We start from the raw sequence: 24,809 nt of genomic DNA, 5'->3' as shown, positions 1-24,809 counted from the left end.
CGCGGGCGCCGGCAGACCGCCCGCGTCCGGCCGCTCAGCGCCGCAAGGCCGGCGGCAGCGCCGGCAGGCGCGCCAGGAACGCGGGTGCCAGGCCCTTGTAGCGCGCGTAGCGCTCGTCCATGCGCCGCGGCACCAGGATGCGCGCGCCGAACATGCCCCAGATCATCATCACCAGGAACACGGCACCTCCCAGCCAGAACCCGCTCTCGCCGCCGACGGCGAATCCCAGCAGGGGACCAACCAGGAAGGCACCGGCGATCAACACGATGTACCGGTTGCGCCGACGCCGATGCGCCGCGCACATCCCGAGCATATGGCTGCTGCGCTTGCGCGCGACCAGCGCCGCGATCGCATAGACCAGGATGCTCACCAGGATCAGCGCGTACCAGCCCGGCGCGTGCCAGTAGAAGGTGCGCTTCTTGAGTTCGTCGTTGCGCAGCGCCGCCCCGCACTTCACGCAGTGCGGCGGGAACGGCGCATCGCGCAGGCACAGCAACTCCGTGCCATCGCGCCACAACGTCTCGCCCGGCACCGGCGGCGGCAGGCTGGACGGGCTGGCGACGCTGGGCGCCTGGTACGGATTGAAACTGCCCTGCTCGGTCATGGCCTGCGCCCCCTGCGCGCCGTGTCGCCCGCGTGGCGCAGGCGAATCGGCGGGCATGGTAGCGCGACGGATGCAGCGCAGTAAGCGCCGGCGGCGCCAACGTGCAAGGACCGGCGGATGGCGCGCCGGCGCGTCCCGTGGGGATGCCGGCACGCGCCGGCCGGGGGGTCAGCGTTCGACGATCGCCACCACGCCCATGCCGCCGGCGGTGCAGATCGAGATCAGCGCGCGGCCGCCGCCGCGTTCGACCAGTTGCTTGGCGACGGTGGCGACGATGCGTGCGCCGGTCGCGGCGAACGGATGGCCGGTGGCCAGCGACGAGCCCACCGGGTTGATCTTGGCCGGATCGATCTGCCCCAGCGGCGCCTCCAGGCCCAGCCGGGTGCGGCAGTAGTCCTCGCTCTCCCAGGCGCGCAGCGTGCACAGCACCTGCGCGGCAAAGGCCTCGTGGATCTCGTAGATGTCGAAGTCCTGCAGGCGCAGGCCGTGGCGCTTGAGCATCTCCGGGACGGCCACGGTCGGCGCCATCAGCAGGCCTTCGCCGTGCACGAAATCCACCGCCGACACCTGCGCATCGCGCAGGTAGGCCATCGGCACGTGGCCATGCGCCTGCGCCCATTCTTCCGAGGCCAGCAACACGGCCGCGGCGCCATCGGTCAGCGGGGTCGAGTTGGCCGCGGTCAGGGTGCCGCGGCCGCTGACCTTGTCGAACGCCGGCTTCAGCGTCGCCAGCTTCTCCAGGGAGGTATCCGCGCGCAGGATGTTGTCGCGCTCCACGCCGCGGAACGGCGCGATCAGGTCGGCGAAAAAGCCGCGCTCGTAGGCGGTGGCCAGCTTGTGGTGCGAAGACACCGCCCAGGCGTCCTGCGAATCGCGCGAGATGTTCCACTGCTTGGCCATGTCCTCGCAGTGGTCGCCCATGCTCTTGCCGGTGCGCGGCTCGGCCACGCCCGGGAACTCGGGCTTGAGTTCGGCGAACTTGAAGCCGCGGGTCAGCGCGCGCAGCTTGTCGCCGGTGCTCTTGGCGCGGTTGGCCGCCAGCAGCCGCGCGCGCAGCTTCTTCCCGTAGACGATCGGCACCTCGGAGGTGGTGTCCGAGCCGCCGCCGATGCCCGACTCGATCTGCCCCAGCGCGATCTTGTTGGCCACGGTGATGATGCTGTCCAGGCTGGTGCCGCAGGCGCGCTGCAGGGTGATGCCGGGGGTCAGCGGCGACAGCCCGGAGGACAGCGCGGCCTCGCGGCCGAGGTTCCAGTCGCTGGAATGCTTGATCACCGCGCCCATCGCCACTTCGCCCAGTTGCTGCCCGTGCAGCCCGTAACGCTCGACCAGCGCGCCCAGCGTGCGCACCGACATGCCGAGATTCCCGACATCCGCATACGCCGTGTTCTGCCGGCAAAACGGAATGCGGACGCCGCCGAGAATGGCGACGGGACGGGCTGCTGGCATGGGATTACCTCGCGCGAGGGGAGTCGGGGACATGGCCTGCACGTTAGCGCAGGCATAATGAAGCGAGTGTAGCTATGCGCCCGCGACGGGCCAACCGCCAATCCCCATGACCCAAGCCTTCGCCACTCGCCACGCCCACGGGGTCATCGCCCTGGAACTGTCCTCCGGGCGCGAACCGGCGCATCCGGCGCTGCCGCACGCGCAGGCCGCCGAGCTGGCCGAAAAGGTCGGCCGCGACCTGGCACAGCTGGTGCCGGCGGTGCGCGAGCTGGAACTGAGCCTGGCCGGCGCGCACTTCGATCCGGCCGAAGCCCTGCGTCCGGGCTGGCCGCTGCACCGGCGCCTGGAGGAACTCGCTGCCCGCGCGCCCGGCCGTCACGACGGCCCGCGGCTGCTGGCCTTCGGCACCGATGCCGACGGCAGCGTGCCGCTGCCGTTCCAGGCAGACGCCGGCCTGCGCGGCGGCGCGTTGCGGGTGGTGCCGTTCCTGCTCAGCGGCCCGGCCGACACCGTGCAGGCCGTGGCCGAGGCGCTGGAGGACGTGTTGCTGGCGCAGGGCATGGCCCAGGCCGATACCGCGCTGCTCGCGCAGCAGGGGTTTGGCGCGGAGATCGAGCACGCCCGCTACCTGACCGGCCACGACCTGGCGGCGATGATGTCGATGCAGTACGACAACCAGGGTCTGGCACCGCTGTGGCCGCTGATCGAGACCGCGTTGCTGGCGCCGGACCAGGAAGAATGGCTGCAGGCCCCGCCCGAGCCGCTGCTGCGCTACCGCGGCGGCGAGGTGCGCATGGCCTTGTTCGATCCGGCCAGCTGGTGCGCGCACTATGCGTACGACCGCCAGGACTGCGAGCGCCTGCAGCGAGTCTACGAGCAATACCTGGCGCGCCAGCGGCAACTGGCCGCGGTGCTTGAGGCCCACGGCCTGCCGGTGCTGTACGTGCACTGCGAGAGCGGGCAGGACGCGAAGCAGGCGTTGCTGGCGGCCTGAGCGGCGAGACGCGTCGCGCAAGTCGCGGTGCGTCATTGCTGGGACAATCCCGATCCTGGGATCGCAACTGCGTCCGCAGCGCGTCACTGCATCCTGGATACACCGGTATACGACACCGGCGACGGCATCACTGCCGTCGCCAGCGCCGCGAAGCGCTTAGTGGCTACCGGCCGCAGCCGGCGCAGCCGCCGCGTCGCCCTTGATCACGCCGCAGGCCAAGCGGCCGCCGGCGTTGCCGGTGGGCTGGCTCTTGTAGTCGTCCGGGTCGGCGTGGACGATCACCGCGTGGTTGAGGATGTCGAAGCCGTCGCCCTTGCCGATGTTGACGTTGTTGGACACCGCCGCATCGATGGTCGCCTTGCCCTCGGCGTCGGCCTTGAGGTTGGGCATGTCGCCGCCGTGGTGCGGATCGCTGCCGACCTGGCCGTGCTCGGTCTTGGCCGGGTTGAAGTGGCCGCCGGCGCTGCTGCCGTCGGGCGCGCTGCAATCGCCGAACTCATGGATGTGGAAGCCGTGCTCGCTGTTGGGCTTGAGCCCGGTGATGGTGCCGGTGACGTGCACCGCGCCGTCGACGGTGGTGAACTTGACCTCGCCGGCCACTTCGTTGCCCTGGGTCGGGCTGAGCGCGGCGCTGGCGCTGCCGGTGGCGTTGGTCGCGGCCGGCGGTGCGCTCGCGGCCGGCGCCGCGGCGGGTTCGGGGGTCGCCGCCGGGGTGGTGGCGGGTTCTTCGCGCTTGCAGGCGCTCAGCGCCAGGGTGGTGGCCAGGAACAGCAGACTGGGAAGGGTACGACGCACGGGGGTTCTCCTTCGTTGCAGAGCCGCGGAATGCGGACGGACCTCCCAGGCGGACCCGGGCGGAAGTAGCGATGCGAGGTCAGCGCAGCGGGCGGATCACGCCGCAGGCCACGCGTGCGCCGGCGTTGCCGGCCGGCTGGCTGTGGTAGTCGTCCGGATCGGCATGCGCGACCAGGGCGCGGCCGACGATGTCGTTGGCCGCGCCGCCGCCAAGCACCACGCCGTGCAGCAGCACGTCGATCTGCGCGGTGCCGTCTGCCGTGGCGTTGAGGTTGTCCATGTCGCCGGCGTGGTGCGGGCCGTTGCCGGCGCGGCCGTGCGGCGCGCCGAGCGGATTGAAGTGGCCACCGGCGCTGCTGGCATCGGCCGCGCTGCAATCGCCGCGCTCGTGCACGTGGAAGGCAAAGCTGTGGTTGGGCTGCAGGCCACCGAGGGTGCCGGTGATGCGCACGCCACCGGGGGAGGCGACCAGCGACAGCTTGCCGCTGACCAGGCTGCCGGAGGCCGGCGCCAGCACGGCCTGCGCCTGCTGCACGGTGCCGGCGCTGGGCAGCGGCGGCGCCTTGGGCGGCGGCGGCGGGGCCTTGGGCGGCGCGCTGCTGCACGCGGCCAGCATCAACAAGGCACTCGCGGCGAGGGGCAATCCATAACGCATCGACATCGACTCCTGTGGCAGGGCGAAACTAGAGGGGCGGCCGTGCAGACCCCATGAAGGCGCACGGGGCGCAGTCTAATCGGGCGGGATTGGGGATTGGGGATTGGGGATTCGCAGGAGCTTAGCGCCACGCGATTCGGTGCGATGGCCTCTGCCGCCATGCCGCAGCACGCGTCCCATGCAGCGGGCGACACCCGCCCGCGCACGGAATCGCCGTTGCCAATCCCCAATCCCGAATGCCCAATCCCGCCCCTCAGCGCCGCCGCCGCCCAGGCCCCAGCTTGCGGGTGACGGTGTTGCGGCCCACGCCCAGGCGGGCGGCGGCTTCGGCGCGGCGGCCCTGGGTGAAGCGCAACGCCACTTCCAGCAACGCCTTGTCGAAGCGTTCGCGGGCCTCGGCATGCAGGCCCTCGGCACCGTCGGACAGGCGCTGCTGCGCCCAGGCCGACAGCTGCGCGTCCCATTCGCCGCCGTCGCCGCTGCGCTCGCGGCGGCCGCCACGCAGCAGGGCGGCCTCGACATCGCCGGCATCGATGATCTCCGCCGGCGCCAGCGCGGCCAGGCGCCAGCACACGTTCTCCAGTTCGCGCACGTTGCCCGGCCACGGATAGGCACGCAGCGCGTCCAGCGCCGCCGGCGCCAGCCGCTTGGGTGGGGTGTCGAGCTTGCGCGCGGCCATCGCCAGGAAGTTCTCGGCCAGTTGCGGCACGTCGGCGCGGCGTTCGCGCAGCGGCGGCAACTGCAGCCGCACCACGTCCAGGCGGTGCAGCAGGTCGGCGCGGAAGCGGCCCTGTTCGACCAGCGCTTCCAGGTCCTGGTGGGTGGCGGCGATGACCCGCACGTCGACCCGGATCAGTTCGCGCCCGCCGACGCGGAAGAACTCGTTCTCGGCCAGCACGCGCAGCAGCCGGGTCTGCAGCGGCAGCGGCATGTCGCCGATTTCGTCCAGGAACAGGGTGCCGCCGTCGGCCTGCTCGAAGCGGCCGATGTGGCGGCGCTGCGCCCCGGTGAAGGCGCCGGCCTCGTGGCCGAACAGTTCGCTCTCCAGCAGTTCGGCCGGGATGGCCGCGGTGTTGAGCGCGACGAACGGTTTGCGCGCGCGCGGCGACTCGGTGTGCAGCGCGTGCGCGACCAGTTCCTTGCCGGTGCCGGTCTCGCCGTTGATCAGCACCGACAGCGGCGCCTGCGCCAGCCGGCCGATGGCACGGAACAGCGCGCGCATCGCCGGGGTGTCGCCGATCAGTTCGGTGCTGCCCTGCCCGGCCGGCGCCGCCGCCGGCACCGCGGCGATGGCGCTGCCGGCATCCGGGAGCGCGCGCGCGGCCAGCGCCACCGCGTCGTCCAGGTCGAACGGCTTGGACAGGAATTCATGGGCGCCGCCACGGAACGCGCCGGCGGTGCTGGCCACGTCGGTGTAGGCCGACATCACGATCACCGGCAGTTGCGGGTGCGCGGCCTTGAGCTTGTCCAGCAACACCAGGCCGTCGTCGCCGGGCATGCGCACGTCGGTGAACAGCAGGTCGGGCATGGGCCGCTGCGCCAGCGCCTGCAGCGCGGCGGCGGCGCTGTCGAAGCCATCGACGCTGTAGCCGGCGTCGCGCAGCGCGGTGGACAGCACGAAGCGCACCGAACGGTCGTCGTCGACCACCCAGATACGTTGCGTTCCTTGCAGGGAGTCGGTCATCGCAGTGCTCCTAATCGGTGTCCGCTGCGCGCTGCGGCAGCAGCAGGGTGAACACGGTGTGGCCGGGGCGGGAGCGGTAGGTCAGCGAGCCGGCATGCTCGCGCGCCACCTGCTGGGCCAGCGCCAGGCCCAGGCCGCTGCCTTCGGCGCGGCCGCTGACCAGCGGCAGGAACAGGTGCTCGGCCAGTTCCTCGGGCACGCCGCGGCCGTCGTCGACGATCTCCAGGCGCAGGCCGCGCGCGTGCACGCGATCGCGGATGCGCTGGCCGTGCTCGACGCGGGTGCGCAAGGTGACCTGCGCGGCGCCGGCCTGGATCGCGTTGCGCACCAGGTTCCACACCGCCTGGGTGAGGCGGTCGGCATCGCCGAGGAATTCGGGAATGCTGGGGTCGTAATCGCGCTGCAGGCGCACCGACCAGCCGCCTTCGTTCTCGGCCAGGCGCAGCACCCGCTCCAGCACCGCGTGGATGTTGAGCATGGCGTGCGGGCGCGCCGGCGCCGGCGACAGCAACTGGTCAAGCAGGCTGTTGAGGCGCTCGATCTCGGCGCCGATCAGCTCGATCAGTTCGCGCTCGTCCTCGTCGCGGTGCTGGGCGCGGCGCGCCAGCAGCTGCGCGGCGCCCTTGAGCCCGGCCAGCGGATTGCGCAGTTCGTGGGCCAGGCCCTTGAGCGCCGCGCTGAGCGCGTTCGGCAGGGCCTGCGCCGGGTCCAGCGTGGGGAACTCGTCGACCGGGTGCGCTTCCAGCAGCCAGCCGCCGTCGTCCAGCCGCGACAGCCAGCCCTCGGCGAAGCGCGGCGGCTCGCCGGGCACGGCCAGGGCCATGCGGTGCAGGCGCAGCACGTCGCGCTCGTCGTTGCGCAGGAACCGTGCGAGGGCATCGCCCTGCACTTCCAGCGAGGCCAGCGGCTGGTCGAGCAGGCGCCGCACGCTGACCCCGAGCCAGCGCGCGAAAGCGGGATTGGCGCCGCGCAGGCGGCCGTCGGTATCGGCCCAGACCACCGGGGTGCCAAGGGCGGAAAGAGGGGGCGGCGTGGTGTTCATGGCCATTGCACCAATGTAGTGCAAAGCCAGGCGGGCGGCACGGGCGAGCGGCGCATGGCGCGGCCCCTGCCCTTGCGGATGGCGCGGCGCGCGGCCGCCTGCCAACCAGTGGGCGGTGCCACCCGGCCCTGCATCACGACGCAACCAGGAATCTTGCGGAAAGCCGGGGGTGTGGCGAGGCGAATGGCCACGCGGAATACCTCGATCTTTTGAGAATGGCCGGCGCTTCCCCCCAGGAAGCGCCGGCGAAGGCCGCGGTCGCGTGGACCGGCCACCAGTGCCGGACCCACGTACTGCGACAAGGCCCGCGACCGCCGTCGCGGGCCGGCGAAGCTCAGGACTCGTAGGCCGATTCGCCATGCGAGGTGATGTCCAGACCCTCGCGCTCGGCGTCTTCCGGCACGCGCAGGCCGATCACCAGCTTGGCGATCAGGAAGCCGACCACCGAGACCACGCCGATCCAGCCGACGGTGATCAGCACGCCTTCGGCCTGCACCAGCACCTGGTGGCCCATGGTCACGCCCTCGGCGTAGCCCATGCCGCCCAGCGCCTTGTCGGTGAACACGCCGGTGAGGATCGCACCGACGATGCCGCCGACGCCGTGCACGCCGAACACGTCCAGGGTGTCGTCGGCATTGAGCAGCTTCTTCAGCCCGGTCACGCCCCACACGCAGATCACGCCGGCGGCCACGCCGATGGCGATGGCACCGAACGGCCCCACGGTGCCGGCGGCCGGGGTGATGCCGACCAGGCCGGCGACCATGCCCGAGGCCACGCCCAGCGCCGAGGACTTGCCCTTGATCACCTTCTCCGTCAGCGACCAGGCCAGCACCGCCGCGGCGGTGGCCAGCAGGGTGTTGAGGAAGGCCAGTGCGGCGGTGGCGTTGGCTTCCAGCGCCGAGCCGGCGTTGAAGCCGAACCAGCCCACCCACAGCAGCGAGGCGCCGACGAAGGTCAGGGTCACGTTGTGCGGCTTCAGCGCGGTGTGGCCGAAGCCCAGGCGCTTGCCGACGAAGTACGAACCGACCAGACCGGCCACGCCGGCGTTGATGTGGACCACGGTGCCGCCGGCGAAGTCCAGCGCGCCCTTGCCGAACAGGAAGCCGGGGGCCGACCACACCATGTGCGCCAGCGGCAGGTAGCCGAAGGTGAACCAGATGACCACGAACAGCAGCACCGCGGCGAACTTCACCCGCTCGGCGAAGGCGCCGACGATCAGCGCACCGGTGATGCCGGCGAAGGTCAGCTGGAAGGCGACGAACACGTACTCCGGCAGCTTGAAGCCCTTGGAGAAGGTGTCGGCCAGCGTGGTGGTGTCGACGCCCGCCAGCAGCGCCTTGTGCAGCGTGCCGATGAACGGCCCGCCGTCGGCGAACGCCAGGCTGTAGCCGTACACCACCCACAGCACCGCGATCAGCGAGAACACCACGCCGACCTGGATCAGCACCGACAGCACGTTCTTGGCGCGGACCATGCCGCCATAGAACAGCGCCAGGCCGGGCACCACCATCAGCAGCACCAGCAGCGTGGAGGTGAGCATCCAGGCGACGTCGCCCTTGTCCACCACCGGCGCCGGCGTGGCCGCGGCCGGCGCGGCGGCCGGTGCGGGCGGTGGCGTCAGTTGTTCGGTGACCACGTCCGGCGTCGGCGCCGGGGTGGTTTCGGCCTGGGCGAACGCCTTGCCGGGGATGCCGACCGCCATCGCGCTGACCAGCATCAGCATGCATACCGCGTAGAACCGGGCCTTCCACCCGGCGAACAGACCTGTCTTCATGAAGGGCTCCAAGGTGGGGTTAGAGCGCATCGGCGCCGATTTCGCCGGTACGGATGCGGACGACCTGCTCGATGGCGGTGACGAAGATCTTGCCGTCGCCGATCTTGCCGGTGCCGGCCGCGCCCTGGATCGCCTCGACCACGGCGTCCAGACGCTCGTCGGTCACCACGGTCTCGATCTTGATCTTGGGCAGGAAGTCGACGACGTACTCGGCACCGCGATACAACTCGGTGTGGCCCTTCTGCCGACCGAAGCCCTTGACCTCGGTGACGGTGATGCCGGACACCCCAGCCTGCGACAAGGCCTCGCGGACCTCGTCGAGCTTGAATGGCCGGATGATGGCGGTGATCAGTTTCATGCGCATACCCCGTTGGTGGAAGGAACCGGCCGCCGAAGGCCGACCGGCACTGGGCCCATCGACCGCGCCGCGAACGGCGCGGGTGCTGCTGCGCGATGCGTTCCGTGGATCACGCCGTGGCCCACCGCACCCAAGGTGCGGCGGCGACGGCGACGTGGGAGGGAACGTGGCCCACGGCACGCAAGCGCTCTGTTGCGCGGTCCATCCCCTGGACACTCGATGACGCGATGGTGGGCGCGGACCACCTGCGCGGCTCCCCAGCCGGGCAGGTGGCGGCGATGGCGAAGGAGGGAGGGGAAGCCTTCGCCATCGCCGCGCGTGGAACTCAGTTGGCGTAGTACAGCTGGTATTCCAGCGGGTGCGTGGCCGCGCGGAACTTGGTCACTTCCTGCATCTTCAGCGCGATGTAGCCGTCGATGAAGTCGTCGGTGAACACGCCGCCGGCCTTGAGGAACTCGCGGTCGGCGTCCAGCGCTTCCAGCGCCTGGTCGAGGCTGGAGCACACCTGCGGGATCTGCTTCTCCTCTTCCGGCGGCAGGTCGTACAGATCCTTGTCGCTGGGCGCGCCCGGGTCGATCTGGTTCTTGATGCCGTCCAGGCCGGCCATCATCAGCGCGGCGAAGGTCAGGTAGCCGGACTGCAGCGGATCCGGGAAGCGGATCTCGATGCGGCGCGCCTTCGGGTTGGACACCCACGGAATGCGGCACGAGGCCGAGCGGTTGCGTGCCGAGTAGGCCAGCATCACCGGCGCCTCGAAGCCCGGGACCAGACGCTTGTAGCTGTTGGTGCCGGAGTTGGTGAAGGCGTTGATCGCCTTGGCGTGCTTGAAGATGCCGCCGATGTACCACAGCGCCATCTGCGACAGGCCGCCGTAGCCGTCGCCGGAGAACAGGTTGGTGCCGCCCTTGGCCAGCGACTGGTGCACGTGCATGCCCGAGCCGTTGTCGCCGACGATCGGCTTGGGCATGAAGGTCGCGGTCTTGCCGTTGCGGTAGGCGACGTTCTTGATGATGTACTTCATCATCATCAGCTCGTCGGCCTTCTTCACCAGCGAGTTGAACTTGGTGCCGATCTCGCACTGGCCGGCGGTGGCCACTTCGTGGTGGTGCACTTCGACTTCGATGCCGACCTGCTCCAGGGTCTTGCACATCTCGGCGCGCAGGTCCTGCAGCGAGTCGGTCGGCGGTACCGGGAAGTAGCCGCCCTTGACCGCCGGACGGTAGCCGCTGTTGCCGCCTTCGATCTTGCTGCCGCTGCTCCAGGCCGCTTCTTCCGAATCGATCTTGAAGAAGGTGTGGCCCATCTCGTTGCCGAAACGCACGCCGTCGAAGATGAAGAATTCCGGCTCCGGGCCGAAGAACGCCTGGTCGGCGATGCCGCTGGACTTCAGGTAGGCCTCGGCGCGCTTGGCCACGCCGCGCGGGTCGCGGCCGTAGCTCTGCATGGTGGCCGGATCGAGAATGTCGCAGGTCAGCACCAGGGTCGGATCGGCCATGAACGGATCGACGAAGGCGGTGTCGGCGTCGGGCAGCAGGACCATGTCCGACTCGTTGATGCCCTTCCAGCCGGCGATCGAGCTGCCGTCGAACATCTTGCCTTCCTCGAACAGCGCCGGCTCGATGATGCTGACCGGGAAGGTGACGTGCTGCTGCACGCCGCGCATGTCGACGAAGCGCAGGTCGACGAACTCGATCTTGTTGTCCTTGACCAGCTTCTCAATAGTTTCCGCAGACATTCGATGCAACCTCGGGTTGTGAAGGGCGTGGGCGAGTATCAGCAATCGCCATGCCAAGCGTGTGGCACTCACAAGCCCTTGATTCTGCTGAAGCGTGCACGCGAAGGATGCAAATGCACTGCACTTTCTTGGTGCATTCACACCTGAACGCACCAAATTTGTGCGAAAGGCGGATGCTCTATCCTTGCGCAGCTTCCCCTCCCCCAAAGCGACCCTCTCCTCCATGAGCGATCTGTTGTCGGCCCTGCTGCTGGGCATCATCGAAGGCCTGACCGAATTCCTGCCCATCTCCAGCACCGGGCACTTGTTGATCGCCGAGCGCTGGCTCGGCCACCGGTCCGACTTCTTCAACATCGTGATCCAGGCCGGCGCGATCCTGGCCACCACCCTGGTGTTCCGGCAGCGCCTGTGGGATCTGGCCACCGGCCTGGGCGACCGCGCCAACCGCGACTACGCGTTCAAGCTGGGCGCTGCCTTCCTGGTGACCGCGGTGGTCGGTCTCATCGTCCGCAAGGCCGGCTGGCAGTTGCCCGACAGCGTGCAGCCGGTGGCCTGGGCGCTGGTGATCGGCGGCGTGTGGATGCTGGTGGCCGAGTACTTCGCTGCGCGCATGCCGGAGCGCGAGACGGTGACCTGGACGGTGGCCATCGCGGTCGGCCTGGCGCAGGTGGTGGCCGGCGTGTTCCCCGGCACCTCGCGCTCGGCGGCGACGATCTTCCTGGCGATGCTGCTGGGCCTGAGCAAGCGCTCGGCCGCGGCCGAGTTCGCCTTCCTGGTCGGCATCCCGACCATGTTCGCGGCCAGCGCGTATTCGTTCCTGGAGCTGTACAAGGACGGCGGCCTGGGCAGCGAGAACTGGGGCGACGTGGCGCTGGCCTTCGTCGCCTCGATGGTCACCGGCTTCGTGGTGGTGAAGTGGCTGCTGGGCTACATCAAGTCGCACCGCTTCACCGCCTTCGCGGTGTACCGCATCGTGCTGGGCGCGGCGTTGCTGCTGTGGTTGCCGGCGGCCTGAGGGTTTGAGTCGGCGAGGCGCTGCGCGCGCCGGACCCTCACCCCAACCCCTCTCCCGGCGGGAGAGGGGCTCTGGCTTATCCCTTCTCCCATCGGGACCACGGCCCCCTTTTCGGGGGAAGGTGCCCCGCAGGGGCGGATGAGGGTACGCGCGAAGCCTATCAATGACAGATCGGCGAGGCGCTGCGCGCCCCGGACCCTCACCCCAACCCCTCTCCCGAGGGGAGAGGGGCTTCGGCGTCTCCCTTCTCTCCCCGGGACCATCGCCCCCTTTTCGGGGGAAGGTGCCCCGCAGGGGCGGATGAGGGTACGAGCGAAGCCTCGCAATGACAGATCGGCGAGGCGCTGCGCGCGCCGGACCCTCATCCCAACCTCTCTCCCGGAGGGAGAGGGGCTTACTTCGCCGCCGGATTGAGGCTGTAGGTGCCGTGCAGGCTGGCTTCGGCCAGCACGTGGCCCTGCATCGCGCGCAGGGCGTCGGCGGCGGTGAAGCGTGTCGGCACGTCGAGCTGCGCCACGTCCAGGGCGAACAGGCGGAAGAAGTACCGGTGCACGCGCAGGTCGTTGGCCGGTGGATACGGGCCGTCGTAGCCGTAGTAGTCGCCGCCCATCGCCGCGTCGCCGGCGAACCAGTCGGTGTAACTGTTCAACCCCTGCCGCGCGCCCGCCAGGCCGGGCGGTGGCTGCTTGCCCTTGGTCGCCACGCCGTCGCTGGCGCTGCCTTCGGCGATCTCGCGCAGGTCGGCCGGCAGGTCCACCGCCACCCAATGCACGAATTCGGTGCGCGGTTGTTCGACCGGGATCTGCACATCGTCGCGGCCGACCATCTCGGCCACGGTCGGTACGTCCGGATCGACGCACAGCAGCACGAAGGACTGGGTGCCGGCCGGCACCGCGTCCCAGGCCAGGTGGGGATTGCGGTTGCCGCCGAAGCCGTCGGCCTGGCCCATCGCGTAGGTCGCGGCAATGGGCTGACCCGGCTGGATGCTGTCACTGCGAAGACGCATGCGTGAATCTCCTTGGGGAATCAGGTTTCAGGGTAGCCAAGGCGCACCGCCACCGGCGTCAGCAGCGCGAACGCGGCGGCCAGCGGCGTGGCATAGGCACGCCAATGGCCGGCAGCCAGGCGTGGCGGGCCGACCGTGGCGATGGTCGGGAACGCCACGCCGAACGCCTGCTCCAGCGCCGCCGCCACGCCGGCCGGATCGTGCTCGGTGCCGTCCAGGCGCACCAGATGGTGCGGATACAGTTCCTGTTCGTGCAGGTCGGCGACCTGCGCCAGCACCGCCGCCAGCCATTGCGCGCCGGTCTCCGGCGAGGCCAGGCCCAGCGGCGCCGGGGCACCGTTGGCCAGCCAGTCCAGCAGCATGTCGCGCGGGTCGCGCAGCACCACAAGCAGCCGCCCCTCGGGCAGGTGCGGGCGCAGCGCGCGCAGCAGCGCGTTGTCCCACCACAGCAGCCAGTCGACGACGTTGCCGTCGCCGACGCCGCGCGCCGGCAATTGCGCGCGCCATTCCGCGACCAGCGCCGCGCCGTCCAAGGCGCCGCTGTCCAGTTCCTCGACGCTGCGGAAGCGCTGCAGGCCATCGGTCGGCGGCTGCGGGCCGAAGCGGTCGCCGCGCAGCACCAGGCTGGCCGCATCGATCACCGCGATCACCCGCTCCACGCCGCTGCCCGGCGGACCCCAGACGAACAGCGGGCGCGCCTGGTTCTGCGGATCGACCGCGCCCAGCGGCGGCCACTGCGCCGGGGCCTGGCCCAGCGGCGGCAGCGGCAGGCGGTGCGGCAGCTGTTCCTCCTGGAAGGCCACCCAGGTCGCCAGCGCGTCCTCCGGGCGCCCGGCCGCATCCTGCACCGCCGCCAGCCACGGCCGCACCACGGTGCGGTCGCGTTCGGGCATGCGCTGCATCAGGCCGCGCACGTGGTCGATGGCGGCGTCGTGCTCGCCGCGCTCCAGCAGCGCCTCGACCAGGCGTTCCTCGCCGCTGAGCCGGCCCGGTTCCAGCGCCACGATGCGCTGCGCCACGGCTTCGCCCTGGTCGCGCTCGCCGGCCATGTCGTGCACGCGCAGCTGCGCTTCCAGCGCCGGCACATGCGCCGGCATCGCCGCCTGCCAGCGTGCGATCAGCGCGCGCGCCTCGGGGCCGCCCACCGGCTCCAGCGCCAGCCGCGCCAGCCATAGGTCGTGGGCGTCGGTGGTGGTGGCCAGGGCCGCTTCCAGGGTGGCACGGGCGTCGTCGAGCGTGCCCAGCCGCTGCCAGGCGATCAGCGCGGCGTGCAGGGTGCGGCGGTCGGCCGGCGCCACCGCCAGGGTGCGGCGCAAATGCTCCAGCGCCTCGGCCGGGCGGTCGGCCTGCAAGGCGTATTCACCGGCCAGCCGGCGCATGTTGGCGGTGTCGCCGGCCGGAGCGGCCAGCACCGTCTCCAGCGCGGTGATGGCGTCGTCCAGGCGGCCCTGGCGGTAGGCCAGCTGCGCGACCAGCGCCATCATCGCCGCGCTGGTGCCCGGGGTGAGCGCGGCGACGCGGCGGAACGCGGTCTCGGCGAAGGCGAAGTGCTGCTTGTCCAGGTAGGCGAAACCCAACGCGTAGAGCAGCCGCGGATCCTCCGGCAAGGCGTTGCTGGCGCGCGACAGCAGCGCCAGCGCGCGGTCGGCGTCGCCGCGGCGCAGCGCCAGCATGCCGTCCACGCCGAGCAGTTGCGGATGCTCCGGTTGCAGGCGCGCGGCGGTGCGGCTGAGCCGCTCCACTTCGTCCAGGTCTCCGCGGCCCAGCGCCAGGTGCGCGCGCATCACGTAGGCGAGGAATTCGTTGGGATCCAGCGCCGCGGTCTGCGCCAGCGCGTCCTCGGCCTGGGCCAAGTCGTTGGCGCTGACCAGCATGCCGGCGTGCAGCAGGTGCAGGCCGGCGTCTTCCGGCGCCAGCGCGATCGCACGGCCGATGCTGTCCAGCGCGGCGGCGGTCTCGCCGTGCTGCTGCTGCGCCAGCGCCAGCCAGCGGAAGGCCTGCGGGTCGTCGGTGGCCTCGGCAGCCCAGGTCTGGGCGAGACGCAGCGCGTCGGCGGTGTCCTGGCGGCGCAGGGCGTCGAGAATGGGCTCGTGCATGGAGTTCCGGCTCGGGGCAAACCCGCATTGTAGCGGGAGCATCGGGCCGCCCTGCGCGGGTGCCTGCGGCCAGCCGACGGGCACGGCGCGCGGCGTCGGGCCTCGCTGAAGCGGCCGTGTCGCCGACGCTGCGGGCGGACTGAGGCGACGCGACGGCGAGGTGTGCCGAGCATGCCGGGCTGCGCAGATGACCCGTGCGCCGGGCAGCGCTACGTGGTGACGGCGGTGATGGTGCGGGAACGGCGGAAGGAGCGTCGACGCGTGCCGCATCCGGGAATCCCGGTGCGCCCCCCTGCTGACCGCCTGCTGCACGCCAGCGCGGGCGAGGTCGCCCGCCGGCCTGCGCGCAACGCCGGTTAGGCCTCCACCAGCCCCTCGGTCAGCCGTTCGGCCACCCAGCGTTCGGCGAAGCCGTCACCGCGCGCGTTCTCGATGAAGCCGCAATGCCCGCCCCAGCGGGCGATTTCCAGCCGCGCGAGGTCAGGCAGGCGCCAGCTGCGGAAGTCGTCCAGCGGGATCACCGGGTCGTCCTCGGCCATCAGGATGTCGGCCGGCACGCGCAGGCCTTGCAGGCGCTCGCCGGCGATGCAGTAGCTGTCGAAGTAGGCGTCCAGGCTGGCGAAGCCGGCATGGCGCTCGGCCAGCCAGGCCATCAGCCCGCGCATGTCCAGCGCCAGGGTGGCGTCGTCGTAGCCGTGGCGGTCGGGGAACAGTTCGCGCTTGCGAAGCAGCGACTCGCGCCACTTGCGGCGGAAATACCAGTCGTAGAACTGCGGGCCGTTCTCGATGCGCTGCATGGTGGTGGCCGGGTCCAGCAACGGGCACACCGCGGCCACGTGCTGCAGCGGCAGCCCCGCGGCCGGTGCGCGCAACGCCAGGCGCAGGGCGAAGTTGCCGCCCAGCGAGTAGCCGGCGGCGAGCAGGGTCGGCGCGGGGAAGCGCTGCCACAGGTCGCAGGCGGCGTTGACCACTTCATCCAGCCGCTCGGAGTGGAACAGGTCCACGTTGAGGTGGTGGGTACCGCCGTGGTCGCGGAAGTTGAGCCGGAACACCTGGTAGCCCAGCGCCAGCATCTTCGCCGCGGTCAGGCGCATGTAGCTGGAATCGGCGCTGCCTTCCCAGCCGTGCAGCAGCAGCACCGTGCCGCGCGGCGCTTCGCCGGCCGGCACGCTGAGCCAGCCCTGCAGGCGCACGCCGTCGCCGCCGTCGAGGATGTGCGAGGTGGTGGTGGCGCCGCTGGCGGCGAGCAACTGTTCGCCACGGCGCACGCGCAGCAGGCTCGAACCCAGTACCGATTGGACGTGCGGGTTGCGCAGCCAGCGTGGGGGGGAGTAATCGGTTGCGTTCATGGGCAGCGAGCTTGCGCCTGTCGACTGGAGTAATCGGTCAAGCGCGGCGTCGGCAGTGTCCCGCTGTTCAGGGTTGTGCCATCGCCGTGACGATGCGCGCGCGCGAGATCTCGGCGATGCGCCGGCGCCCTTCCACGTCCTGCAACCGGATCGGCTCCAGGAAATGCACCTCGGCCACCCGCCCCGGCTCGCCGAGCAGGCGCAGGAAGTTGGCGAAGAAACTCTCGTGCGGCCCGAACGCGACGATCTGCTGTGCGGAGCCGCCGGCGCCGTAGCGCAGCGCCACCGGCTGCACCGCCACCTCGGCCTCGACCGCGGCCTGGAAGATGCGCGCGTGGAATGGCCCCACGTCCTGGCCGCCGCGGGTGCGCCCTTCCGGGAACACACCGACCGAGCAGCCGGAGCGCAGCCGCTCCAGCATCGCCTGCAATACCCCGCCCAGCGACTCGGTGCTGCCGCGCTGGTGGAAGATGGTCTGCCCGCGCGCGGCCAGCCAGCCGACCAGCGGCCACCCGGCGATCTCGCGCTTGGCGACGAAGCCCATCATGCGCTGGCTGTGCAGCATCACGATGTCGATCCAGCTGACGTGGTTGGCGACGAACAGCACTGGGTTGGGCAGCGGCGCGCCGATGCGGCGCACGCGCAGGCCGAAGATGCGCAGCAGCCAGGTCGACCACCAGCAGACCATGCGGTCGCCGAAGGATTCGGTGCCGGCGCGGCCGGGCGACAGCGCCATGCACACCAGCAGGAACGGCAGCGACAACAGCACGTGCAGCGCCAGCAGCGGCACGCGGTAGCCGTAACGAACCCAGCGCAGCGCCCCACCGTATTGGCGCATGGCGGGTGGGGAGAACTCGCTCATTCGAACAAGGGTACCGGAAGCGGGGGCCTAGCGGACAATTGTGTCACCCCGAAGACGCGGCCGCAGACACCTCGCCCGTGACCGCCGAGGCAGGGTTCAGCCCGGCACCGGGCTCAGCCGCGGTCGACCACCGCCAGGGTCAGCCGCGACACGCACACCGGCTTGCCGGCCGCGTCCTCGATGTGGATTTCCCACACCTGCGTGGTCCGGCCCACGTGCAGCGGCCGCGCGGTGCCGGTGACCACGCCGCTGCGCGCGCTGCGCAGGTGGTTGGCGTTGATTTCCAGGCCCACGCAGATCCGCCCCGGCTCCACGCACAGGTTGCCGGCGGTGCTGCCCAGGGTCTCGGCCAGCACCACCGACGCACCGCCGTGCAGCAGCCCGTACGGCTGCCGCGTGCGCGCGTCCACCGGCATCGTCGCCCGCAGCCAGTCCGGCCCGGCCTCGGTGAAGACGATGCCCAACTGCGCGATCAGGGTATCGCGGCAATCGGCGTTGAGGACGGCGAGATCGGCAGGTTCGCGAAAGGACATTTGGGGGCCGGGATTGGGGAGTCGGGATTGGGGATTGGCAAGAGCGGCATCCCCGACACGGACATTATCGCGCCAGGCGAGGCCTCCGGTCGCAGGGATGCGCTGTTACGAATCCCCAATCCCGACTCCCCAATCCCCGCCCCTCAAAGAATCGGCACCAGCCCCGAGCCGAACGCGGTCAACATCCGCACCAGCAGCCACTTGGGGCCGACGTTGACCTCCGGGAAGTCGCCCACCGCGTTGTAGCAGCGGTGGAAGCCCGGGTCGCGCCGGGTCAACGGCGCCGGACAGTCGGGGCCGGGCTGGAATTCGTAGTCGGTGGCGTAGCGCCATGGCCAGAAGTCCAGCACCGGCAGCGCCTCGGAGACCTTGCCCATGCTGTAGTTCAGGCCCGACAGCACCGGCGGCTTGACCCGCGGCGCCACCACCCAGGAATTCTCCGGCTCGATGTCGCGGCCGATGCTGGCCGCCAGCGCCTGCGCGAACGCCGGATCGTCGACGATCACCGCGCCCTCGGTGTTGTAGGTCTCGCTGCGCGGGTCGAAGTTGTGGGTGCCGATCACGCCGACGCGGCGGTCCACCACCAGCGACTTGGCGTGCAGGCCCATGCGCGCGCCCTCGCGGGTCACCGGCAGCGGCCGGTTGGCGATGCGCCGGCTCAGGTACGACGGACGGGTCTCGGTGCGCAGCACACGGCGCGCGACCTGGCTGCCGTCGCCGCGGCTGCCGGACGGCCCGCCACTGCCGCTGCCCAGCAGCGAACTGCGTCCGGCGGCGCTGCCGCCCAGCAACGTGTTGCGCCCGCTGCCGGTATCGCCGCCGCCGTGCTCGCCTGCGTTTTCGCCGCTGGCCGGCGCGGCCGGCAGCTCGCCCTGCAACGGCGCCGGCAGCAGGTTGGCGTAGTCCACCGGCGCATCCAGCGGGAACGGCTTGTACTCGTAGATGTCGAAGCCCAGTTCGCGCAGGTTGCGGCGCTTGTACTTGTAGGACAGCGCATACACCACCGGGTTGTCGGTGGCGGCCAGGCTGTTGGTGGCCACCACCACGCGCGGCGGCGGGGTGCGCTTGCGCAGGTCGCGGAAGATCTCCTGCGCCGGGTCCGACAGCACCAGGTACGGCGTCTGCAGGATGATTTCCTCGCGCGCCTCGGCGATCAGCCGGTCGAGCTTGGGCGCGGTGGAGATGGCCTTGGGGCCGTGTTCGCGGCGATGCTTCTGCGGCAGGTCGGCGACGTAGTCCACATGCTTGACCGGCAACGCCGGCAGCACGAAGGCGTTCTCCACGAAGGCCGGATCGGACGCCTCCTCGCTGACCCGCTGCACCCGCTCCGGGCGCAGGAACTGCGCCGGCGGCATCGCCGGCACGCCCTGGCGCAGCAGCAGCTTGCCGACGTCGTTGAGCCGCGCCACCGGCACGCTGCGCCGCGCCGCCCAGTAGGCGTCGAAGTTGGCCGCCATCGACCGCGCCACCGGGCCGGCGACCAGCACGTCGCGGTCGCGGAAGTTGTACTCGGCGTCCCAGTCGTAATAGTCGTCCTGGTAGTTGCGCCCGCCGACCACGCCGATCGCATCGTCGATCACCAGCAGCTTGTTGTGCATGCGCTGGTTGAAGCGGCGGAAGCAGCACAGCACGCTGGCGGCGTAGTGGAAGTAGTTGGGCTTGGCCAGGCCGAAGGTGGGGTTGTAGATGCGCAGCGAGAAGTTCTCGTGCGCGCCGGCCAGCGCGCCGAGGATCTGCAGGTCGGAGATCGCCGAGAGCTGGTCGATCAGGACCCGCACCTGCACCCCGCGCCGCGCCGCGGCCAGCAGTTCGTCCATCACCAGCCGCGCGCTGTCGTCCTTGTCGAAGATGTAGGTCTGCAGGTCGATGCTGCGACTGGCGCTGCGGATCAGGTTGATCCGCGCCACCAGCGCCTCTTCGCCGTGGTCGAGGATGGTGGCGTAGTGCCGCGGGGCGCCGTCGCCGGACTGGGCGAAGGCCTTGCCGGCCAGCCCGCGCAGCGGCGAGGCCAGCGCGCAGTGGTCCCCGCGCGTGCAGTCGACCTGGCGGTCGCGCGCGGCCTCGGCGATCGCCACGGCACGGCCGTGCTGCGCCTGCGACAGGCTCGCGCAGCCGCTGCCGAGCAGCAGCGCCACCACCACCAGCACCCGCATCAATTTTGATATCACCGAGTGGCCGCCTCGGTCAGGCGTGCGCGCAGCACGAAGGTGACCCGGTCGCTCAAGGCCAGATCCCACTTGTCCATTCCGTAACGTCCACGCAATACCGTACCGCGGCTGATGACGTCGCAATCATAGCCTGCACGGGTGCATGCGGCCGGCATGACGGTCAGCGTCTCGGCGTGGCTGACCCCGCGGATGCTCAGGATGCCGGGGATCGGCCCGCCCTTGCCCAGCACCTGCGGCGAGAACGGCTGCGAGTCGAAGGACACGGTGGGGTAGCGCGGCGCGTCGAAGAAATCCTCGCCGCGCATCCAGCCGGTGTAGCGCGGCTTGCCGGGGATCTCCACGTAGGCGGTGAACAGGCGCAGGTGCACCTGGTGGCGGCCGTCGGGCAGCACGTGCACGGTGCCCTCGTAGCGCGGGAAGAAGCCTTCGATGCGCTGGCCGAAGCGGGTGCGGATCTCGAACCCGAAGCGCGACTGCGCCGGGTCCAGGGCGTATTCGCCGGGCGCCAGCAAGGCCGGCGTCACCTGCGCGTGGCCGACGGCGCACCACAGCCACAACGGCAGCAGCGCGGCGCAGAGCGCCGGCCGCAGGGACCTGCGCAGCGGGCTCAGGGCCACCAGAACGCGGTCAGCCGCGCCACGCCCGGCTCGATCGCCGCGTCGTGCGGCACCCCGAGCACGGCGACGCTGGCGGTGGGCATGCCGCGGTAGTCGCCGGACTGGCCGCTGTGCATCAGCGCCGCCAGTCGCTCCAGGCCTGGGTTGTGGCCGACCAGCAACAGCCGCTCGACGTCGCGGTGGCCGTCCAGCAGATCGGCCAGGGTGCCCGAGGTCGCCTCGTAGATGCGCGGCTCCAGGCGCTGCTCGACGTAGCCGGTCAGCTCCAGCACCGCCTCCAGCGTCTCGCGCGCGCGGCGCGCCGGCGAACACAGCACCCGGTCCGGCACCAGCCGCTGTTCCAGCAGCCAGCGCCCGGCCGCCTCGGCCTCGGCCAGGCCGTGCGGCGACAGCGGCCGGTCGAAATCGGCCTGGCCGGTGTCGGCCGGTTCGGCGTGGGCATGGCGCAGCAGGATCACTTCTCGCAAAACGATGGTCATCGGTCAGGCCTTCTTGAGCCACTTGAGCAACGGTTCCCAGTCCTGCTGGTGGTCGCGGACCTGGACGGAGTGGTAATCGAACAGGCTGCGGCCCAGCCCCACCAGCACCACGTAGGCCTGGCTGTCGCGCAGTTGCGCCACCACCGGGTAGGGCCATTCGGCGAGCATCTGCAGCGCCTGCTGGGTGGCATTGGTCCAGGGTTTGCTGCGGTTGAGCACCAGCCCGACCGGCAGCTTGCGCTGGTGCACCCGCGGCACCTTGGCCAGGGTGTTGAGGAAGCCGACGGTGGCCTCGATGTCCAGCGCCGAGGGCATCACCGGCACCACCACCGCGTCGGCCTCGTCGAGGAAATGGGTCAGGTCCTCGGCCATGGCGCCGGCGGCGGCATCGACGATCACCCGCTGCGCGTCGTCGGGCAGCGCCGCGCGCCAGCTGCGCTTGCGGCTGGCGTCGATCGGCAGCACCGCGCTGTCCAGCCCGGCACGGCGTTCGGCCCAGCGGGTCGAGGAGCCCTGCGGATCGGCATCGGCCAGCACCGTGCGCTTGCCTGCCAGCGCGTAGGACGCCGCCAGGTGCGTGGCGACCGTGGTCTTGCCCACGCCGCCCTTGGAGCCGGCCACCAGGATCGTCTTCATGCACGCCTCGCTTCCGGGGGAAGAAGCCGGAGCGTACACCGGCCCTACGTCAGCCGGTAGTCAACGCGCAGCACGCCGCCAGCCGCCGGGCTTGCTATCGTGGCGGCCCCCTTCGCCTTCCGATGCCATGAGCGAGCTGCAGGACCTGGTCGCGCTGATCCGCGCCAACACGCCCCTGATCGTGATCGAGACGCAGGAGGAGGCGCGCATCGTCGACCTGTTCCGGCAGGCCTTGATGCAGGTCTGGCGCGCCCTGCACCGCTGGTCGATCACCGAGGGCCTGCGCCGCATCGACCTGGACCGCGAGGACCCGCCGAGCGGGCCGCCGGATGCCAGCGCGGTGCTGCAGGCGATCAAGCAGGCCGATCAGCGCGGCATCTACCTGCTGCTCGACGTCACCCCGTACCTGGGCTACGCCAGCCACCAGCGCCTGCTGCGCGACATCGTCGAGCGCCGCCACTGCCAGCCGCACGTGCTGGTGCTGATCGGCACGCGGATCGAGTTGCCGGCCGAGCTGGAGGCGCTGGCGACCCGCTTCAATCCGCGCCTGCCCGACGCCAACGCGCTGCTGAAGATGGTGCAGGAGGAGGCGCTGGGCTATGCGCGCGAGTTCGGCGGACGCCGGGTGGAGGTCGACGGCGATGCGGTCAAGCAGATCCTGCGCAATCTGCGCGGACTCAGCCTGATCGACGCGCGGCGCATCGCCCGGCAACTGATCTACGCCGACGGCGCGCTCACCGCCTCCGACCTGCCGCAACTGGCCAAGCTCAAGTTCGAACTGCTCAACCGCAGCGGCCACCTGCAGTACGACAACGATGCCACGCGCTTCGAGGACGTGGCCGGTGCGCGCCGGCTCAAGCAGTGGATCGCACAGCGCCGCGCGGTGTTCGCCGGCACCGCGCCGCCGGGGCTGGACCCGCCCAAGGGCGTGCTGCTGCTCGGCGTGCAGGGCTGCGGCAAGTCGATGCTGGCCAAGGCCACCGCGGCGGGGTTCGGCGTGCCGCTGCTGCGCCTGGATATGGGCGCGCTGTACGCCAAGTACCACGGCGAGACCGAGAAGAACCTGCGTGACGCGCTGGCCGCGGTCGAGCAACTGGCGCCGTGCGTGCTGTGGATGGACGAGATCGAGAAGGGCCTGGCCAGCGGCGGCGAGGACGGCGGCGTATCGCGGCGGGTGCTCGGCACGCTGCTGACCTGGATGGCCGAACGCGGCAGCGCCGACGGCAGCGCCGGGGTGTTCATCGTCGCCACCGCCAACCAGGTGCACGAGCTGCCGGCGGAACTGCTGCGCAAGGGCCGCTTCGACGAAATCTTCTTCGTCGACCTGCCCGATGCGCAGGCGCGGGTGGAACTGTTGCGCCTGCACCTGACCCGGCGGCAGCTGCACGCGGACGCGTTCGCGCTGCCGGCCTTGGCTGCCGCCGCCGACGGCTTCTCCGGTGCCGAGATCGAACAGGCGATCGTCTCCGGGCTGTATGCCGCGCACGCCGAACAGCGGCCGCTGGACACCGAGCTGCTGATGCAGGAGATCCGCACTACCCGACCGCTGTCGGTGCTGATGGCCGAACAGGTGCAGGCGCTGCGCAGCTGGGCCAGCGGGCGGACGGTGCCGGCGGATTAGTTGCGGGCGATTGGTGTCACCGGGCGATGCCGCTGTGCGAGGCTGCGCCCGACCCTCACCCCAACCCCTCTCCCGGGGGGAGAGGGGCTTACGCTTCTCCCTTCTCCCGTCGGGACCACGGCCCCCTTTTTGGGGGAAGGTGCCCCGAAGGGGCGGATGAGGCTACGGACACGCACGCAATGCCGATCGAGACACCGCCCCCTCAGCCCCGACACCTTGCGGCGAGACGTGCCATCGCCGCTACCGCAACGCCCCCAACAACCACGCCCAGGCCGGCAAGGTCACCAGCGACAGCAGAATCCCGTAGCCGACCAGGGCCGCGGCCAGGCGCGGCGCCAGGCGATGCGAGATCGCCAGCAGCGCGGCGGTGATCATGGTCGGCATCGCCGATTCCAGCACGTTGGCCTGCAGCGCCTGCCCGCGCAGGCCCAGCGCCCACGACAGCGGCCAGGCCAGGGCCGGCAGCACCAGCAGCTTCAACAGCAGGCCGGCGGCCAACGGCGCCAGTTCCTCGCGCGGCAAGCGCAACTGGATCGAGAACCCCACCGCCAGCATCACCAGCGGCAGCATCGCGTCGGCCAGGTGCTGCAGGCCGGAGGCGATCCACGCCGGCGGCTGCGCCGGCATCAACGTCAGCGCGAACAGCAGCGCCCACAGCGGCGGGAACCGCGCCATCCGCAACAGCGTCTGCCGCGGCGATGGCGGCGCCTCGCCGCTGTAGCGCGCCAGCACGTACAGGCCGAAGCTGGACAGCAGCACGAAGGTGCCGAACTGGTCGTAGACCACCGCATACGGCAAGGCCGCCTCGCCGAGCAGCGCGCGCACCATCGGGTAGCCGATGAAGCTGGAATTGCCCAGCGCCACGCACAGCAGCAGCACCGCCTGCTGATCCCGGCGCAGCTGCAACGGCCGGCGCAAGGCCAGCATCGCCAGCGCGCTCACGCCGGTCAGCAGCCACGGCGTCAGCATCAATCCGAGCAGTTCCAGGTTGAACTGCAGGCGCGGCACGTAGATCAGCACCGAGGCGGGCAGGCACAGGTACAGCACCACCCCGTTGAGCACCTCGGTGGTGTTGGCCGGCAGGACGCGCTGACGCGCGAACAGCTTGCCGAGCGCCAGCATGACCAACATCAGGGCAAACGCATCGAAAGCCATCGGCACAGCACGAAATCAGCGGGTACGCGGCATCATCGCATGGCATGCGTACGCAGGCCGTCGAGCCTTCGCGCGACCGAAGCCGCACCTGGCCTGCGCCCAGCACGAGCCGGCGCTCCGCGCAGGCGCGACGACACAGTGCGCTGTGCGACCGACTACACCCGGACCCTCGATTGCGCCGG

22 protein-coding genes are annotated in these 24,809 nt (G+C 70.9%); 3 read left to right on the top strand and 19 right to left on the bottom strand.

The annotated features are described in order from the left end of the window. Positions 1-34: 34 nt before the first annotated feature. Both PIQ37_RS08860 and PIQ37_RS08855 read right to left on the bottom strand, forming a co-directional pair. The gene (locus tag PIQ37_RS08860; RefSeq protein ID WP_342073184.1) at positions 35-604 is read right to left on the bottom strand and encodes a hypothetical protein; all 570 of its coding nucleotides are present in this window, start codon (positions 602-604) and stop codon (positions 35-37) included. Between the two features lie 168 nt (positions 605-772). After that, complete coding sequence (locus tag PIQ37_RS08855) at positions 773-2,053, bottom strand: acetyl-CoA C-acetyltransferase (protein ID WP_342073183.1); 1,281 nt, start codon at positions 2,051-2,053, stop codon at positions 773-775. 106 nt (positions 2,054-2,159) lie between these two features. On the opposite strand from PIQ37_RS08855, the gene PIQ37_RS08850 reads away from it, so the two are divergent. Further along, positions 2,160-3,047, top strand: a complete 888-nt coding sequence (locus PIQ37_RS08850; RefSeq protein WP_342073182.1) for a hypothetical protein — start codon at positions 2,160-2,162, stop codon at positions 3,045-3,047. 156 nt (positions 3,048-3,203) lie between these two features. Here the strand turns inward: PIQ37_RS08850 and PIQ37_RS08845 are convergent, their stop codons facing one another. The 7 genes from PIQ37_RS08845 to glnA all read right to left on the bottom strand — a co-directional run bounded on the left by PIQ37_RS08845 (position 3,204) and on the right by glnA (position 11,090). After that, positions 3,204-3,842: a superoxide dismutase family protein gene (locus PIQ37_RS08845; RefSeq protein ID WP_267087490.1), complete on the bottom strand. Its 639-nt coding sequence runs from the start codon at positions 3,840-3,842 to the stop codon at positions 3,204-3,206. Between the two features lie 79 nt (positions 3,843-3,921). After that, a complete protein-coding gene (locus tag PIQ37_RS08840; protein WP_342073181.1) occupies positions 3,922-4,497 on the bottom strand; it encodes a superoxide dismutase family protein in 576 nt (191 codons plus the stop codon). Between the two features lie 253 nt (positions 4,498-4,750). Next, complete coding sequence (gene ntrC / locus PIQ37_RS08835) at positions 4,751-6,181, bottom strand: nitrogen regulation protein NR(I) (protein WP_342073180.1); 1,431 nt, start codon at positions 6,179-6,181, stop codon at positions 4,751-4,753. 10 nt (positions 6,182-6,191) lie between these two features. Beyond that, positions 6,192-7,229 carry a two-component system sensor histidine kinase NtrB gene (locus tag PIQ37_RS08830; RefSeq protein WP_342073179.1) on the bottom strand — a complete coding sequence of 346 codons (1,038 nt, stop codon included), beginning with the start codon at positions 7,227-7,229 and terminating at the stop codon, positions 6,192-6,194. 328 nt (positions 7,230-7,557) lie between these two features. After that, positions 7,558-8,997 (bottom strand): ammonium transporter, encoded by a 1,440-nt coding sequence (gene amt / locus PIQ37_RS08825; protein ID WP_267085351.1) that lies wholly within the window; start codon positions 8,995-8,997, stop codon positions 7,558-7,560. 19 nt (positions 8,998-9,016) lie between these two features. Continuing rightward, positions 9,017-9,355: a P-II family nitrogen regulator gene (locus tag PIQ37_RS08820; protein ID WP_010341076.1), complete on the bottom strand. Its 339-nt coding sequence runs from the start codon at positions 9,353-9,355 to the stop codon at positions 9,017-9,019. Between the two features lie 325 nt (positions 9,356-9,680). Continuing rightward, entirely contained in the window at positions 9,681-11,090 is a 1,410-nt protein-coding gene (gene glnA, locus PIQ37_RS08815) for a type I glutamate--ammonia ligase (protein WP_017908900.1), read from the bottom strand. Between the two features lie 223 nt (positions 11,091-11,313). Between glnA and PIQ37_RS08810 the strand changes: the two genes are divergently transcribed. After that, positions 11,314-12,105 (top strand): undecaprenyl-diphosphate phosphatase, encoded by a 792-nt coding sequence (locus tag PIQ37_RS08810; RefSeq protein WP_017908899.1) that lies wholly within the window; start codon positions 11,314-11,316, stop codon positions 12,103-12,105. Between the two features lie 394 nt (positions 12,106-12,499). Here the strand turns inward: PIQ37_RS08810 and PIQ37_RS08805 are convergent, their stop codons facing one another. The 9 genes from PIQ37_RS08805 to PIQ37_RS08765 form a co-directional block, all read right to left on the bottom strand. Then, positions 12,500-13,111, bottom strand: a complete 612-nt coding sequence (locus PIQ37_RS08805) for a YbhB/YbcL family Raf kinase inhibitor-like protein (RefSeq protein ID WP_342073178.1) — start codon at positions 13,109-13,111, stop codon at positions 12,500-12,502. A gap of 20 nt (positions 13,112-13,131) precedes the next feature. Continuing rightward, entirely contained in the window at positions 13,132-15,207 is a 2,076-nt protein-coding gene (locus tag PIQ37_RS08800; RefSeq protein ID WP_342073177.1) for a tetratricopeptide repeat protein, read from the bottom strand. Between the two features lie 356 nt (positions 15,208-15,563). After that, positions 15,564-16,556: a YheT family hydrolase gene (locus tag PIQ37_RS08795; RefSeq protein ID WP_017908100.1), complete on the bottom strand. Its 993-nt coding sequence runs from the start codon at positions 16,554-16,556 to the stop codon at positions 15,564-15,566. A gap of 67 nt (positions 16,557-16,623) precedes the next feature. Further along, complete coding sequence (locus PIQ37_RS08790; RefSeq protein WP_026143382.1) at positions 16,624-17,418, bottom strand: lysophospholipid acyltransferase family protein; 795 nt, start codon at positions 17,416-17,418, stop codon at positions 16,624-16,626. A 113-nt stretch (positions 17,419-17,531) separates the two neighbouring features. Next, a complete protein-coding gene (locus tag PIQ37_RS08785; RefSeq protein ID WP_160962493.1) occupies positions 17,532-17,951 on the bottom strand; it encodes a hotdog fold thioesterase in 420 nt (139 codons plus the stop codon). A 143-nt stretch (positions 17,952-18,094) separates the two neighbouring features. Continuing rightward, the gene (locus PIQ37_RS08780; RefSeq protein WP_342073288.1) at positions 18,095-20,116 is read right to left on the bottom strand and encodes a phospholipase D family protein; all 2,022 of its coding nucleotides are present in this window, start codon (positions 20,114-20,116) and stop codon (positions 18,095-18,097) included. Further along, positions 20,116-20,736 carry a YceI family protein gene (locus PIQ37_RS08775; RefSeq protein WP_407136550.1) on the bottom strand — a complete coding sequence of 207 codons (621 nt, stop codon included), beginning with the start codon at positions 20,734-20,736 and terminating at the stop codon, positions 20,116-20,118. The genes PIQ37_RS08780 and PIQ37_RS08775 overlap by 1 nt, the downstream gene beginning before the upstream one ends. Continuing rightward, entirely contained in the window at positions 20,727-21,203 is a 477-nt protein-coding gene (locus PIQ37_RS08770) for a SixA phosphatase family protein (protein WP_010340932.1), read from the bottom strand. Before PIQ37_RS08770 ends, PIQ37_RS08775 begins: the two co-directional genes overlap by 10 nt. Positions 21,204-21,218: 15 nt before the next feature. Next, on the bottom strand, positions 21,219-21,851 hold the full coding sequence (locus PIQ37_RS08765; protein ID WP_017913046.1) for a ParA family protein: 633 nt from the start codon (positions 21,849-21,851) through the stop codon (positions 21,219-21,221). Positions 21,852-21,978: 127 nt separating this feature from the next. Between PIQ37_RS08765 and PIQ37_RS08760 the strand changes: the two genes are divergently transcribed. Next, positions 21,979-23,472, top strand: coding sequence for an AAA family ATPase (locus tag PIQ37_RS08760; RefSeq protein WP_342073176.1), 1,494 nt, complete (start codon positions 21,979-21,981; stop codon positions 23,470-23,472). A gap of 240 nt (positions 23,473-23,712) precedes the next feature. On the opposite strand, the gene PIQ37_RS08755 is transcribed toward PIQ37_RS08760, so the two are convergent. Beyond that, the gene (locus tag PIQ37_RS08755; RefSeq protein ID WP_342073175.1) at positions 23,713-24,627 is read right to left on the bottom strand and encodes an AEC family transporter; all 915 of its coding nucleotides are present in this window, start codon (positions 24,625-24,627) and stop codon (positions 23,713-23,715) included. Between the last annotated feature and the right edge of the window lie 182 nt (positions 24,628-24,809).

It is taken from the genome of Xanthomonas protegens, assembly GCF_038442435.1.
Classification (GTDB): domain Bacteria; phylum Pseudomonadota; class Gammaproteobacteria; order Xanthomonadales; family Xanthomonadaceae; genus Xanthomonas_A; species Xanthomonas_A sontii.
The sequence above is the reverse complement of the archived record's forward strand: the minus strand, read 5'-3'. Positions and strand labels throughout refer to the sequence as shown.